17 protein-coding genes are annotated in these 12,499 nt (G+C 53.2%); 13 read left to right on the forward strand and 4 right to left on the reverse strand.

Annotated features, from left to right (window positions below; genetic code table 11):
• Positions 1 to 15: 15 nt before the first annotated feature.
• Genes cobT through cobO form a run of 3 tightly spaced genes read left to right on the forward strand, consistent with a single transcriptional unit; the run spans position 16 to position 2,364 of the window.
• Positions 16 to 1,071 (forward strand): nicotinate-nucleotide--dimethylbenzimidazole phosphoribosyltransferase, encoded by a 1,056-nt coding sequence (cobT, locus tag B1A75_RS13555; protein WP_079936381.1) that lies wholly within the window; start codon positions 16 to 18, stop codon positions 1,069 to 1,071.
• Positions 1,068 to 1,838: a uroporphyrinogen-III C-methyltransferase gene (gene cobA, locus B1A75_RS13560; RefSeq protein ID WP_079936355.1), complete on the forward strand. Its 771-nt coding sequence runs from the start codon at positions 1,068 to 1,070 to the stop codon at positions 1,836 to 1,838. Before cobT ends, cobA begins: the two co-directional genes overlap by 4 nt.
• Positions 1,819 to 2,364, forward strand: coding sequence for a cob(I)yrinic acid a,c-diamide adenosyltransferase (cobO, locus tag B1A75_RS13565; protein ID WP_074044665.1), 546 nt, complete (start codon positions 1,819 to 1,821; stop codon positions 2,362 to 2,364). The genes cobA and cobO overlap by 20 nt, the downstream gene beginning before the upstream one ends.
• Before the next feature lie 40 nt (positions 2,365 to 2,404).
• Here cobO and B1A75_RS19960 read toward each other — a convergent pair whose 3' ends face one another.
• The 3 genes from B1A75_RS19960 to metA form a co-directional block, all read right to left on the reverse strand.
• A complete protein-coding gene (locus B1A75_RS19960) occupies positions 2,405 to 2,554 on the reverse strand; it encodes a hypothetical protein (RefSeq protein WP_167367385.1) in 150 nt (49 codons plus the stop codon).
• A 176-nt stretch (positions 2,555 to 2,730) separates the two neighbouring features.
• The gene (locus B1A75_RS13570; protein WP_074044666.1) at positions 2,731 to 2,829 is read right to left on the reverse strand and encodes a YjcZ family sporulation protein; all 99 of its coding nucleotides are present in this window, start codon (positions 2,827 to 2,829) and stop codon (positions 2,731 to 2,733) included.
• Between the two features lie 152 nt (positions 2,830 to 2,981).
• On the reverse strand, positions 2,982 to 3,890 hold the full coding sequence (gene metA, locus B1A75_RS13575) for a homoserine O-acetyltransferase MetA (RefSeq protein ID WP_079936356.1): 909 nt from the start codon (positions 3,888 to 3,890) through the stop codon (positions 2,982 to 2,984).
• A gap of 127 nt (positions 3,891 to 4,017) precedes the next feature.
• On the opposite strand from metA, the gene B1A75_RS13580 reads away from it, so the two are divergent.
• From B1A75_RS13580 to B1A75_RS13590, 3 genes are read left to right on the forward strand one after another with little or no spacing between them, the layout of a single operon-like run.
• Complete coding sequence (locus B1A75_RS13580) at positions 4,018 to 4,533, forward strand: hypothetical protein (RefSeq protein WP_074044668.1); 516 nt, start codon at positions 4,018 to 4,020, stop codon at positions 4,531 to 4,533.
• 60 nt (positions 4,534 to 4,593) lie between these two features.
• Positions 4,594 to 5,070, forward strand: a complete 477-nt coding sequence (locus tag B1A75_RS13585) for a glutathione peroxidase (RefSeq protein ID WP_074044669.1) — start codon at positions 4,594 to 4,596, stop codon at positions 5,068 to 5,070.
• A gap of 18 nt (positions 5,071 to 5,088) precedes the next feature.
• Positions 5,089 to 6,234, forward strand: coding sequence for a conserved virulence factor C family protein (locus B1A75_RS13590; RefSeq protein WP_079936357.1), 1,146 nt, complete (start codon positions 5,089 to 5,091; stop codon positions 6,232 to 6,234).
• 53 nt (positions 6,235 to 6,287) lie between these two features.
• Here B1A75_RS13590 and B1A75_RS13595 read toward each other — a convergent pair whose 3' ends face one another.
• A complete protein-coding gene (locus B1A75_RS13595) occupies positions 6,288 to 6,671 on the reverse strand; it encodes a DUF4183 domain-containing protein (RefSeq protein ID WP_013145290.1) in 384 nt (127 codons plus the stop codon).
• A 440-nt stretch (positions 6,672 to 7,111) separates the two neighbouring features.
• Here B1A75_RS13595 and B1A75_RS13600 point away from each other — a divergent pair, with 440 nt between their 5' ends.
• The 7 genes from B1A75_RS13600 to thyA all read left to right on the forward strand — a co-directional run bounded on the left by B1A75_RS13600 (position 7,112) and on the right by thyA (position 12,485).
• Positions 7,112 to 7,495 carry a DUF4183 domain-containing protein gene (locus tag B1A75_RS13600; RefSeq protein WP_013145291.1) on the forward strand — a complete coding sequence of 128 codons (384 nt, stop codon included), beginning with the start codon at positions 7,112 to 7,114 and terminating at the stop codon, positions 7,493 to 7,495.
• A 241-nt stretch (positions 7,496 to 7,736) separates the two neighbouring features.
• The gene (locus tag B1A75_RS13605) at positions 7,737 to 8,174 is read left to right on the forward strand and encodes a BrxA/BrxB family bacilliredoxin (protein ID WP_074043654.1); all 438 of its coding nucleotides are present in this window, start codon (positions 7,737 to 7,739) and stop codon (positions 8,172 to 8,174) included.
• A gap of 83 nt (positions 8,175 to 8,257) precedes the next feature.
• The gene (locus B1A75_RS13610; RefSeq protein ID WP_011231272.1) at positions 8,258 to 8,389 is read left to right on the forward strand and encodes a YuzL family protein; all 132 of its coding nucleotides are present in this window, start codon (positions 8,258 to 8,260) and stop codon (positions 8,387 to 8,389) included.
• Between the two features lie 610 nt (positions 8,390 to 8,999).
• Positions 9,000 to 10,220 carry an LL-diaminopimelate aminotransferase gene (locus B1A75_RS13615; RefSeq protein WP_176202419.1) on the forward strand — a complete coding sequence of 407 codons (1,221 nt, stop codon included), beginning with the start codon at positions 9,000 to 9,002 and terminating at the stop codon, positions 10,218 to 10,220.
• 21 nt (positions 10,221 to 10,241) lie between these two features.
• Entirely contained in the window at positions 10,242 to 10,820 is a 579-nt protein-coding gene (locus tag B1A75_RS13620; RefSeq protein WP_176202420.1) for a YpjP family protein, read from the forward strand.
• Positions 10,821 to 10,911: 91 nt separating this feature from the next.
• Positions 10,912 to 11,616 (forward strand): anthrax toxin lethal factor-related metalloendopeptidase, encoded by a 705-nt coding sequence (locus tag B1A75_RS13625; protein WP_074043650.1) that lies wholly within the window; start codon positions 10,912 to 10,914, stop codon positions 11,614 to 11,616.
• 74 nt (positions 11,617 to 11,690) lie between these two features.
• A complete protein-coding gene (gene thyA / locus B1A75_RS13630; RefSeq protein ID WP_074043649.1) occupies positions 11,691 to 12,485 on the forward strand; it encodes a thymidylate synthase in 795 nt (264 codons plus the stop codon).
• The last annotated feature ends 14 nt before the right edge of the window (positions 12,486 to 12,499 follow it).

Below are 12,499 nucleotides of genomic sequence, written 5' to 3' on the forward strand. Positions count from 1 at the left end.
TCCTGTGCAAAAATCATGAACATTTCCATTCCATCGATCTGTCACGAAATGGTTGAGGAGGCACGCGCATATATCGATCAATTGACCAAACCGCCCGGCAGCCTCGGCCGTCTTGAAGAAGTGGCGGCCGAGCTCGCCGGCATGACCGGAGAGCTGCTTCCACGCGTCACTCCGCCCGGAGTGCTCGTGTTTGCGGCCGACCATGGCGTCACGGAAGAAGGGGTGTCTGCCTATCCGGCCGAAGTGACGGCGCAAATGGTGTACAACTTTGCCAACGGCGGAGCGGCGATTAATGTGTTCAGCCGGCAAATTGGCGGTTTGTTGGCGATCGTCGATGTCGGTGTCGCCGTGCCGATCGCTGATGAGCGCGTCATTCAGAAAAAGGTGCGCCCGGGAACGAACAATTTTGCGGAAACGGAAGCGATGACGCCGTCCGAGGCCGAACAGGCGCTTCATGTCGGTTACGAACAGGCGGCGTCCATCATTGAGCAAGGCGCCCGCACGCTCATTGTCGGCGAAATGGGCATCGGCAATACGACCGCCGCGAGCACCTTATTGGCCACGTTGACCGATGAGCCGCTTGAGCGCATCGTCGGCAAAGGAAGCGGCATTAGGGAGGAAACGCTTGCCCATAAACGGGACGTGATCCGACGGGCGCTCTTGCTTCATCGACCGGATCCGGCGAAGCCGCTTGAATGGCTTTCGAAAATCGGCGGGTTGGAGATCGCCGCTATGGCCGGGGCGATGCTGGCAGCCGCCGAACGGCGCATTCCGATCTTGCTTGATGGCTTTATTTGCACGGTGGCTGCCCTTGTTGCCCGCCAGTTTGCCGTGAACGTCACAGACTATATGATTGCCGGCCATCGTTCGCAAGAGCCGGGGCACAGTATAGCCCTTCGTTTGCTGGAGAAGGAGCCGCTTTTGGATTTGCGCATGCGCCTTGGCGAAGGAAGCGGCGCGGCGGTAGCGTTTCCGCTCTTGGTGTCAGCAACGGCGATGGTGAACGAAATGGCGACGTTCGCCTCGGCGGGCGTTTCCACGACAGATGAGAAAGGGGAGAAGGGGCGATGACCGTCGGCAAAGTGTATTTAGTCGGCGCTGGGCCGGGGGATGAAAAGCTCATAACGGTTTACGGCCGCGAACGCTTGGAACGGGCGGATGTCATTATTTACGATCGGCTCGTCAACCGGAAGCTGCTGCGCTATGCGAAGTCCGGCGCCGAGCTTCTTTACTGCGGCAAAGAGCCGGGAAAACATGACGCCGTTCAAGAACAAATTCATGAGTTGCTCATCCAGCATGCGCAGGAAGGAAAAACGGTCGTTCGTTTAAAAGGAGGAGATCCGTGCGTCTTTGGCCGCGTTGGCGAAGAGGCAGAAGCGTTGGCTAAAGCCGGCATCCCGTTTGAAATCGTTCCGGGGGTGACATCCGGCATCGCCGCGCCGGCGTACGCCGGCATTCCGGTCACCCACCGTGATTACGCCGCCTCGGTGGCGATGGTCAGCGGGCATCGGAGTGAGCGGATCGATTGGGAGGCGTTGACTCGAGGGTGCGATACGATCATTGTCTACATGGGAGCGGCCAACTTGCCGGATATTTGCGGCCGGCTGATTTCAGCCGGAAAACCGTCGGATACGCCGGCGGCCATCATTGAATGGGGAACGACCGAACGGCAGCGCACGGTGGCGGCGACGCTCGCCGCACTGCCGGCGGAGGCGGAACAGGCAGGCATTTCCCATCCAGCCATCATTATCATCGGTACAGTCGTCCGCCTGCGCGAGGCGTTGCAATGGTTTCCAGAACAGCAAGGGGGCGTGGCGGATGTCGGTGCCCCATCGTGATGGGCGGGTGATTGTCTATACCGGCGATGGCAAAGGAAAAACGACAGCCGCATTTGGTCTCGCGTTGCGCGCGGTTGGCCGCGGAATGAATGTCGCCGTTTTGCAGTTTTTGAAATCGCCGGAACGCACATACGGCGAGCAGTTGGCCCTGCAGCGCCTCGGCGTCGAAGTGCGCCAGCTCGGCGCCGGCTTCACATGGACGAAAACGCCGGATGTCCACCGTGAAGCATTGAAGCGTGCTTGGGCGGTGGCCAAAGAATATGTGCATTCCGGACGGTATGACGTCATCGTGTTGGATGAACTGAACAATGCCTTGGCGATCGATCGGTTTCCGGTTGATGACATCCTATCGGTCAACGATGTGCTGGAACTCATTTGCACGCGCCCACCGTCGCTCCATCTTGTCATCACGGGGCGCGCGGCGCATCCAGAGCTGATGGCGGTTGCCGATATCGTGACGGAAATGAAGCTGGTCAAGCATGACTATGAACAAGGAAGGACCGCGATGAAAGGGATTGAATTTTAGCGACAAAAAGCGGCTAAAAAACGGCCGCTTTTTTTGTAGGTTAGGCATTTTCATCGGTTTTGTCATTTTGGGTTTTGTTTTGCCGCCGTCCTTTGCTGTTGTCGCCGGAAATTGGGCCGCGAAGCAAGGCCATCGGGTCTTGTGTCGGCGCGTTTTGGTTCCGGCTGCCTTTGTTTGGCCGCTTCGTCACGGATCACACCTCCTTTAGGCGTTATCACCGCACCATTAGTATAGGCTGTTCACCTATTTTTATGCGGCGGCAACGAAAAAAAAAACGGGAAACGCTTTTGTTGCGTCCTCCCGCGTGCAGTACGGCCGGATGCTGGCAAACATGGCGGCTGAATGGCATCTGTCTGTTAAGATCTGCTAGTATCCGTACCCACCCAAGCAAGCACATCCGACAATAATCAACAAAATAAACAGAACGACAATTAATGCAAATCCGTTTCCGTGCCAAGCGCCCATTCTGTCCACCTCCCTGTAAAATCTGCTATATGGTATGCCATCGGGCGCGCGAAGGAACGGGACCATTGTCGGAATATGCAAAAATAAGAAAAACGCCTTGCCAAAAGGCAACGGCGTTTTTTTTGTGGAACGATCGAAATGACGTCTTCCTTTTATTCCCATTCGTAGGGAGTTTCCTGGTAAACGTAATAGTTGAGCCAATTCACAAACAGCAAATTCGCGTGCGAGCGCCATGTATTGAGCGGCGGCTGGCTTGGGTCATCATTTGGAAAGTATGATTCCGGGATGTGAATCGGCAGCCCTTTGGCCAAATCGCGTTCATATTCTTCTTTGAGCGTTGTCGCATCATATTCTGGATGGCCGGTTAAGAAAATGTGGCGCCCGTCGTTCGAGGTGACAAGGCAAACGCCAGCTTTGTCGGACATGGACAAAATCGTCAGCTCAGGAACTTTTTCAATATCTTCGCGCTTGACGTCTGTATGGCGGGAGTGCGGCATGCGGAACACATCGTCAAAACCGCGCAATAGTTTCACGTTTTTCGCTTCCACCGTATGGTTGAACACACCGAAGCATTTTTCCGGCAACGGGTATTTCGGAATGCCGTAGTGATAGTATAAGCCAGCTTGTGCCCCCCAACAAATATGCAACGTTGACGTGACGTTTGTTTTCGTCCATTCCATGATATCGGTCAGCTCATCCCAATACGTAACTTCTTCGAACGGCAGTTGCTCGACCGGCGCTCCGGTGATGATCATCCCGTCGAACTTGCGATGGCGGATGTGCGGGAAAATCGTGTAAAATTGTTCTAAATGATGTTTGCTTGTCGTTTTGGGCTCATGGGTCGCTGGGCGCAAAAAGGTGACGTTCACTTGCAGCGGCGAGTTGCCGAGCAGGCGCAACAGCTGTGTTTCTGCTTTTTCTTTTTCCGGCATCAAGTTTAAAATGACGATATTGAGCGGACGGATGTCTTGTGAATACGCCCGTTCTTCATCCATGACGAAAATGTTTTCTTGTTCGAGAATTTCTTTGGCAGGCAAGTCTTTTGGAATGTTGATTGGCAACGATGTCCCCTCCGTTTCGTTCTCATTTTTTAAATAATTTCATTATAAAAAGTTTATCGATTTTCTTCAATTCATTTTTTCTGTCGAAAGGCATTCATAAGCCCGAAGAAATAAGGAGGAACAACGAATGGATCCGACGGCGTTTGACAACTTGAAAACGGTGTTGGAAGGGGCGGTGTATGATGCTGACTTGCAAGGAAAGATTGCCGTCGTCAACCGCCGCGACCTTGTCGATTTGGCCCGTTTGTTCCGGGAGTACGCCATTTCATTTCGGCTGAATGATGCGCCCGATCCGCCCGTCGTCTGCACCGCGCGGCTTTCGCTTGATTTTGCTGAGCTGGTCAATGAGCGTCTCTATCACGGCCGGGCCGGCTGCCGGCTCGCTCTTCTGTTTACCCTCCCGGTTCGCCGCTCGTCCGTTTGTGCGCTCATTGAAGGAACGCTGCGGACGATTTGGGGGGAGGAGCGAATCGTACGGCAAACGCTCCGCTTTACGTTTCCGCATGAACGCGGTCCGTATGAAAATGAAGCCGTGGTCGAATTTGCACGCCTCATTTATGAGGAAAACGCCGCCGATTTGCCGGAGATGGTGCCGTATATGGTTTCATCACTTGAACAATTGCAGCTGTTCGCCGGGCAGTAGTGGCGCAAAAAGTGGAAACAAACGGTGAAATCCGCTATGATGGGGATGAGGTGAAAAATCATGAGTGTATATGAATTCAGCGCCAAAACAATTCGCGGAGAGGAACAACCGCTTTCCGTCTATCGAGGCAACGTACTGTTGATTGTCAACACGGCGAGCCGCTGCGGCTTTACCCCGCAGTATAAAGAACTGCAGGAGCTGTATGACGAATATCGCGATCGCGGGTTTGTCGTGCTTGGTTTCCCGTGCAACCAATTCGGCGGCCAGGAGCCGGGGACGGAAGAGGAAATCGAGCAGTTTTGCCAGCTAAATTACGGCGTGACATTCCCAATGTTCGCCAAAGTCGAAGTCAACGGCGACAACGCCCATCCGCTGTTTCAATATTTGAAAGAGCAAGCACCGGGGGCATTGGGAACAAAGGCGATCAAATGGAATTTCACGAAGTTTTTGGTCGACCGCAACGGCAAGATTGTAGCTCGTTTCGCACCGCAAACAAAGCCAAGCGAGCTGAGAAAGGAAATTGAAAAGCTGCTGTAAGGCAAGGAGGGGTAACGCTTGCGCATTCAAGCGATTGAGCCGACGCCAAGCCCGAACACGATGAAAATATTGCTTGATGAAGAATTGCCTTCCGGCACGCGCCATAACTACAAACCGGACAACATCGATCAAGCGCCGCCGCTTATTCAAGCATTGATGCGCATTGACGGAGTGAAAGGCATTTACCATGTCGCTGATTTTTTGGCTATTGAACGCCATCCGAAATACGACTGGCGCGACATTTTGGCGAAAGTGCGCGAAGTGTTCGGCGAGAAAGTGGATGACGGCGCCGAGGCAAAGCCGAAAGGAAACGAACATTTCGGCGAAGTGAAAGTGTTCGTGCAAATGCTGTACGGTCTGCCGATGCAAGTGAAGCTTGTCGATGGGGAGCGCGAACACCGCGTCGGGCTGCCGAAACCGTTTATGGACGCGGTCATTGAGGCGCAAAAATACGCAGGAAATGTTGTGCTTGAGCGCAAATGGGTCGAAAAAGGAGTGCGCTACGGCACGTTTGAGGAAATCGGCCGCGAAATGGTCGATGAGCTGTCGGCAGCCTATCCGCCCGAGCGGCTGGAGCGGATCGTCAACATGTTCCGCCGCGGTGAGCAGGAAAAAACGGCGCAAAAGCGTCCAAGCCTCAAAGTGACGAGCGAGATGCTCGATGACCCGGATTGGCGCAAACGGTATGCCGCGCTCGAACAAATGGCCGAGCCGACCGAAGACGACATCCCGGTGTTGGCGAAGGCGCTCAAGGATGAAAAAATGGCGATTCGCCGTCTGGCGACGGCGTATCTCGGCATGATCGGCGGCAAAAAGGTGCTTCCGTATTTGTATGAAGCGTTAAAAGATCCTGCTGTCGCTGTCCGCCGCACCGCCGGCGACTGTTTGTCCGACATCGGCGATCCGGAGGCCATTCCGGCCATGATCGAAGCGATAAAGGACGAAAGCAAGCTCGTCCGTTGGCGCGCGGCCATGTTTTTGTATGAAGTCGGCGACGAATCGGCGCTGCCGGCGTTAAAAGCGGCGGAAAACGATCCGGAATTTGAAGTGAGCTTGCAAGTGAAAATGGCGATCGAACGAATCGAAGGCGGCGAAGAAGCGAAAGGCTCCATCTGGAAGCAGATGACGGAGAGCCGGAAGAAAGAAAACGAAACGGAACAGTAAAACAGGCGCGCCCATCGGTGCGCCTGTTTTTATGATCGAAAAGAGTATTGCTGTTACGTTGTCACAGTAGTGTTGGAGCTTGGAGCGAATTGGACAATTTCGAGCACAACCGGGGTGTTAGCTGGAATCGAGCCGCTTCCGGTCGGGACGGTAATGGACAGTGACCCGACGCCGGTAGCTCCTGGAGTGTACGTCGATATCCCTTCCATTTGCAAAACGCCGTTAATGTACACGTTAAAGTAGCTATTGTTAGTTGCCAATGCTGGCAACTCTGTCGCTTGGCTGCCGTCGTCTTGCAAAAAGCTGGCTGCGTCGATCGTTAAGGTTGCTCCTTCTGCTATTTCAGCTGTTGTGATGTAAAAAAATCTTGCGACGTCTGGTGCAACCTCTGTCGTGGTAGTAGCGGCGACAAACAATTTAATTAATTGTAAAGCCATACAATCTCCCCTTCTCCATTTTGTGTTTAACATGCTGTGGCCCCGAAGCTGAGCCAATTATCATCCGTTCTTTTTAGTATCTGGAACTCTGTTGGCAATCAGCCGGTGCCATAGGTTCATTTTATTGTATGGATTAATTACAGAGGATGGCTCGGCGATTGCTGCAATGGGAGAAAAATGATGTTTTTGCCCTGCTATACCAGCCTGTTTTACCAGTGAATTTGAATATGAAACAAACATTTTAAACGAATTTGGTCGTTTTATGATCCTGTTATAATAGACGGAATTAAGTGGAATATAGTGATTTTTTACTACCGTTCATTAACCTGCCATTTTGTTTGCTATTCACTTTGGAGATGGGAGGTGAATATACTAATGCAGAATATCTTGCGGAGTGAAATGATCACGAAACAATATGGTGTGTTTGGGTGAGCAAACGAATGAAACGGACATCTTCAGCAGCAAAACATGTGATCGCTGCTTCCAAAGTATACGATTGGACCCATGCTGTACTGACCATTCCTCTCCGTGTGGCGCTCCACTTCCCTCCGCGTGTCTTGCAGGCGGAAACGTACCAGTATAACACCATATCAGACGGAGTGAAAACCGTCTATACAGACGACGATGAACTGAGAGAGTACGGCGACCGCGGTATTTTAGATCCGAAACATGTATCATGGATCAACTTGTTTATTAATGGGGTGCTGCAACCGGAAAAACTGTATGAGGTGGAAAAAGGGAAGCTGACATTGAAGACGGCCGAGCCGCCGCCAAAAGGTGCGCCGATTATTCTTCAATTTATTACAATTAAATCGGGTTTCTAATTTTCTTTACGTCTGCGCATTCGCTTTTCAGAACATGTTCCCGAATCCAAGCAAAGCCTTTGGAGTCCATCCTCCAGGGCTTTATTCGTCATTGCTGAAATGTTGCCGAAGCTTGAGGCATCATTTTTTGGCCGTCAGGAAAAGGTGAATAGGGAATCACAGCAGTCATCTTCATTGATTTTTGCACCGGAAGTATAGTATGCTGATAGCACAGCGACTATAGGGTGGAGGGATGATGGCCATGTCGATGGCGTATGAAGAATATATGCGCCAGCTCGTGCAGCCGATGCGGGATGAACTCGTCCGCGCCGGCTTCCGCGAATTGCGCACGAGCGAGGAAGTCGAGCAGTTTATGGAACAAGTGGAAGGAACGACGTTTGTCTTTGTCAACTCGGTGTGCGGCTGCGCCGCTGGATTGGCGCGCCCGGCGGCGACGCAGGCGGTGCTGCGGAGCGAGAAAAAGCCGGATCATTTCGTCACCGTATTTGCCGGCCAAGATAAAGAAGCGACGGCGAAAATGCGCGAATACTTTGTCGGCTATCCGCCGTCTTCGCCGTCGATGGCGCTCTTAAAAGGAAAAGAAGTCGTTCACTTCATTCCGCGCGAAGACATCGAGTTTCACTCGATGGAGGACGTGATGGAAAATATTTTGGCTGCGTTTGACAAATATTGCGGCTGATGCGGTGCGAGCGAGGAGCAAACTGCTTTTGTTCCGCATACAACGGCGCGTTGGCGGGAACGATAAGGGCGGAGGTGATCGGCGTGCCGAAGCGGAAAAAAGATCGTTCGAAAACGGGCGTCAGCGCCCCAGATGTTCGAGGGCAAGGCACGACGGAGACGGAGACAGGCGCGTTCGAGCTTGACTCTGCCCGCAAAAAAACAAAAATCGATTAAAAAGGAGCTCCCGATGCGGGGCTCCTTTTGTCGTTTTCACGCGCAAACTCCCTTCGCATCCAACAGAATGCCAAGGGAGCTGGATGGATCGCCAAGAGCGTTTAGGCGTTGGCGATACAACTATAAATAAAGTAAAGCAATGTAATGAGGCTGGCCGCAAAAAAGATCGTGTTCATGTTTCATTTTTCCCGCCTTTCTGTCTATATTTTCGCTGAGAATCTATGATACACTATTCATGTGAACTACCCCCACTTCGCTTTGCTTGAAGTGGGAGCTTCTCAGTTCCACGACGAAAGCATTCTTTCGTCTCCCTGAGCGTGACTTCGGGTCGTCCCAACCCTAGGCATCCGACGATTCGGAGTTCTTTCGCGCCTTGGATATTTTACGCATGGAAGGCTTTGCTTGGTTTTCGCATTGGATATTCTCCATGCAACCCCCTATATCCAGTTCACAAAGAACATGATATACCTTGATTTTATCATGTGTTTTGGCTGACGCCAACCGACATCCATTTGCCGCTGATCGCTGGGCTGCGACCTTCACGCGGTTGAAGCGGGTGTCTTCTTTCGGAACTATGATAAAAGTATATACCAACAAAAGCAAAAAGAAAATGCCGTCTTTGTCTTGCAAAAGGAGAGGAAGAACCGTGAAAAAAGCGAAACGAATGAACGCGTTTTCGGTATCGATTTTCGCCGAGTTGACGGCGTATCGGCAAAAGCAGCGCCATCTTCATGACGAGTGGATCGACTTGAGCGTTGGCAGCCCGGATTTGCCTCCGGCGCCGTTTGTGCGTGAGGCGATCGCCCGCTACGCCAACGAGCCGAATGCGTACGGCTACACATTAAAGGGCATTCGCGAGTTTCATGAAGCGGTCGCCGATTATTATCGGACGGCGCATGGCGTCGTGCTCGATCCAGAGACGGAAGTGACGTACGTGATCGGGTCACAAGACGGGCTCGTTCATTTGCCGATGGTGTTCGCCGACCCGGGGGATGTCATTCTATTGCCGGATCCCGGGTATCCGGCGTATGCGGCGGGGGTGGCGATGGCGGAAGCGGTGCCGTATTTTCTGCCGCTGAGGGAGGAAAACAGCTTTTTGCCGGATTTGCGTGCGATCCCGGAGGACATCGCCAAACGGACGACGATCATGTTTATCAACTTCCCTGGAAATCCGGTTCCAGCTGTAGCGACAGAATCATTTTATCGCGAAGTGGTCGAGTTTGCGAAGCGGTACGATATCCTCGTTGTTTCCGATTTTGCTTACGGCGAGCTGTATTATGACGGAAACAAACCGGTGAGTTTTCTTTCTGTTCCAGGCGCAAAGGACGTTGGCGTGGAGATCAATTCGTTGTCAAAAAGCTACAACATGGCCGGCTGCCGGGTCGGCTACTTGTGCGGAAATGCCGAGGTGATTCGTGCGTTTGCCGAGTTTAAGTCGAATTTGGACTACGGCATTTTTTGGCCGCTGCAAAAAGCGGCCGCGGAAGTGCTCCGCCATGGCGCCGGCTTTTGCGCTGAGAGCCGCATGATTTATCAAGCGCGCCGCGATGCGCTCGTGGATGGACTCGCTGACATCGGTTGGACGGTTGACCGTCCGCAAGCCGGCATGTTCGTGTGGGCAAAAATTCCGGACGGCTTTACATCGCTTTCGTTTGCAAAGGCGCTGATCGACCAAGCCGGCGTCGTCGTGACGCCTGGGCACGCGTTCGGGCCGAGCGGCGAAGGCTACGTGCGCATCGCCCTTGTGCAGCCGGAAAACGTTTTGCGCCTGGCAGTCGAGAAACTCAAGGCAACCGGCTTGTTCGCGTCTCCGGCCGCTGATCGGCGGTAGCGGGAGGTGAAGACGATGAAGCTGCCGTCTTGGCTTCGAAAAACGCTTGTTGCTGCCATTACGGTTTGCACGTTTGGACTTGTCACACCGCCCGCTTCGCTGCTCGCGGCCAAAGAGCCGCCGTCAGATGATGCATCGTCTTCCGATTGGCAGCACAGTCCGGCAAGTCCTGCCGCGGAAGCTGTTTCGTTGACGCGAGCTCAATTCATTGAGCGGACGATGGAAAAGGCAGTTGTCCAGTCCTATGAAAAGTTCGGCCGCAAAATCGCTCCGGTCATTGAAGATGAGTTTCGCGCCGTCATTTTGCCGCGCATTGAAGAAGTGATCGCCGAGCTTGCCGCGCGCTATCCGGAGGAGGAGCTTCGCTATTTGGCCGTGTCAGAGAACCCGTCCGGCGGGCTCGGGGAGCGCATTTTTCATTTGTATCGGGCGGATACGGGAGAGGATTTGATCCGCTTTCACGTCCGCCGCGAGCATCCGCCGCAAGACGGATATTGGTTTCAGTTTCACTATCATACATGCGATGATGGGTTTCAAGCCCATCATGAACTCGGGAAAATCTACTGGTCAAAAAATACGCCGCCGAACTGGCGTACATAATCGCCTGCGGCGTTTTCCTGATTTTGCGCGTTTTTCCCCGCTTCGTTCTATGATATGATTTTCATAGATTGAAAGAAGCGGGGGAACCACGATGAAACGGCTACTCACTAGCTTGCTGGCGGCGCTGTTCGCCATTCCCCTTCTGTCGTTCTCGCCGTATCCGGCTGCCCATGGCGTGCTGCTTGAAGAAAGCAGCCTTGGCCTTAGGGGTGTTCCGTCTCATGATGTGCTTGGCCGCATCATCATCGTGCCGGAGACGGAGTTTTCCGCCTCTGAAGCGAATGAAACGATCCGGACGCTCGCCCGCATTGATCGCACGATTTTAGAGCAGGCGGCAGATCACCATATTTACATCCAACTGTTAACCGGCCCGATCACCGATGAGCCGACGGCCCGCCATTTGCGCGGAAAAACGCCGCGCGGTTATATGCCGGGTTCGAAAACATGGGATGACGTGCCGGGCATCGGCGGGTCGCATTTAGTGCTTGTCCGCCTCGGCCATAGCGAAAAAGGAAAAGGGCATGGCTCGGTCAATTTGGAGTTGCATGAGTTTGCTCATTCGCTCGATTACATTGTATTTGACCGCATTCATGAAACGGACGAATTTCAAGCGATTTGGCGGGAGGAGGCGCCGCGGCTCTTTCCTGGCGAATATTATTTTTTGACCTATCCGGAAGAGTATTTTGCCGAGGCGTTTGCCTATTATTATGCAAGCGAAGAGACGCGGCAAACGTTGCGGGCGGCAGCGCCGAGAACATATGCGTTGATCCGCGGATTGGCGGAACGGGCCTCGTAAAAGGCTCGTTTTTTTATGGACAAGTGGTTCACCATGCGTTGCTTTATGATATGATAGAGCGTGAGGTGAGAACATTGCGGCAATATTTGCAGTTATTGGAGGATATTTTAGAAAACGGCGTCGAAAAAGAGGACCGCACGGGCGTCGGCACGCTGTCGGTGTTCGGCCGCCAGCTCCGCTTCAACTTGCAAGATGGATTTCCGCTCGTGACAACGAAAAAATTGCATATTCGCTCCATCATTTATGAACTGCTTTGGTTTTTAAAAGGCGATACGAACGTCCGCTATTTGCAGGAGAATGGCGTGACGATTTGGGACGAGTGGGCGGATGAAAACGGCGACCTCGGCCCGATTTACGGCGCGCAATGGCGCTCATGGAAAGGGGCGGACGGGAAAACAATCGACCAGATCGCCTGGGTCGTCGAGGAGATCAAACGAAATCCGAATTCACGCCGGCTGCTTGTGAGCGCTTGGAACGTGGCGGAATTGGACGAGATGAAGCTGCCGCCGTGCCATTATGCATTTCAGTTTTATGTCGCGAACGGTCGGTTGTCGTGCATGTGGCAGCAGCGCTCCGTTGATACGTTTTTAGGGCTGCCGTTTAATATTGCCAGCTATGCGCTCTTGACGCATATGATCGCCCAGCAGTGCGACCTCGATGTCGGCGAACTCATTTTCACCGGCGGCGACGTCCATTTGTACAAAAACCATCTTGAGCAAGCGAAACTGCAGCTGACGCGCGAGCCGCGCCCGCTGCCGAAGCTCGTGATCAAACGGAAGCCGTCGTCCATTTTCGACTACGAATACGACGATTTCGAGATCGTCGGCTATGACCCGCATCCGGCGATTAAAGCGCCGGTAGCCGTGTAAAGGAGAGGGGCGGC

Origin of the sequence: Geobacillus sp. LEMMY01 (assembly GCF_002042905.1) — a bacterium.
GTDB lineage: Bacteria > Bacillota > Bacilli > Bacillales > Anoxybacillaceae > Geobacillus > Geobacillus proteiniphilus.

Coding starts and splice junctions, on each gene's coding strand:
- B1A75_RS13625 (WP_074043650.1), top strand. CDS start 10,912: ATGAAACGGCTACTCACTAGCTTGCTGGCGGCGCTGTTCGCCATTCCC.
- B1A75_RS13570 (WP_074044666.1), bottom strand. CDS start 2,829: ATGGGCGCTTGGCACGGAAACGGATTTGCATTAATTGTCGTTCTGTTT.
- B1A75_RS13585 (WP_074044669.1), top strand. CDS start 4,594: ATGAGTGTATATGAATTCAGCGCCAAAACAATTCGCGGAGAGGAACAA.
- B1A75_RS13595 (WP_013145290.1), bottom strand. CDS start 6,671: ATGGCTTTACAATTAATTAAATTGTTTGTCGCCGCTACTACCACGACA.
- B1A75_RS13600 (WP_013145291.1), top strand. CDS start 7,112: ATGAAACGGACATCTTCAGCAGCAAAACATGTGATCGCTGCTTCCAAA.
- B1A75_RS13580 (WP_074044668.1), top strand. CDS start 4,018: ATGGATCCGACGGCGTTTGACAACTTGAAAACGGTGTTGGAAGGGGCG.
- B1A75_RS13615 (WP_176202419.1), top strand. CDS start 9,000: ATGCCGTCTTTGTCTTGCAAAAGGAGAGGAAGAACCGTGAAAAAAGCG.
- B1A75_RS13605 (WP_074043654.1), top strand. CDS start 7,737: ATGTCGATGGCGTATGAAGAATATATGCGCCAGCTCGTGCAGCCGATG.
- cobO (WP_074044665.1), top strand. CDS start 1,819: ATGTCGGTGCCCCATCGTGATGGGCGGGTGATTGTCTATACCGGCGAT.
- cobA (WP_079936355.1), top strand. CDS start 1,068: ATGACCGTCGGCAAAGTGTATTTAGTCGGCGCTGGGCCGGGGGATGAA.
- cobT (WP_079936381.1), top strand. CDS start 16: ATGAACATTTCCATTCCATCGATCTGTCACGAAATGGTTGAGGAGGCA.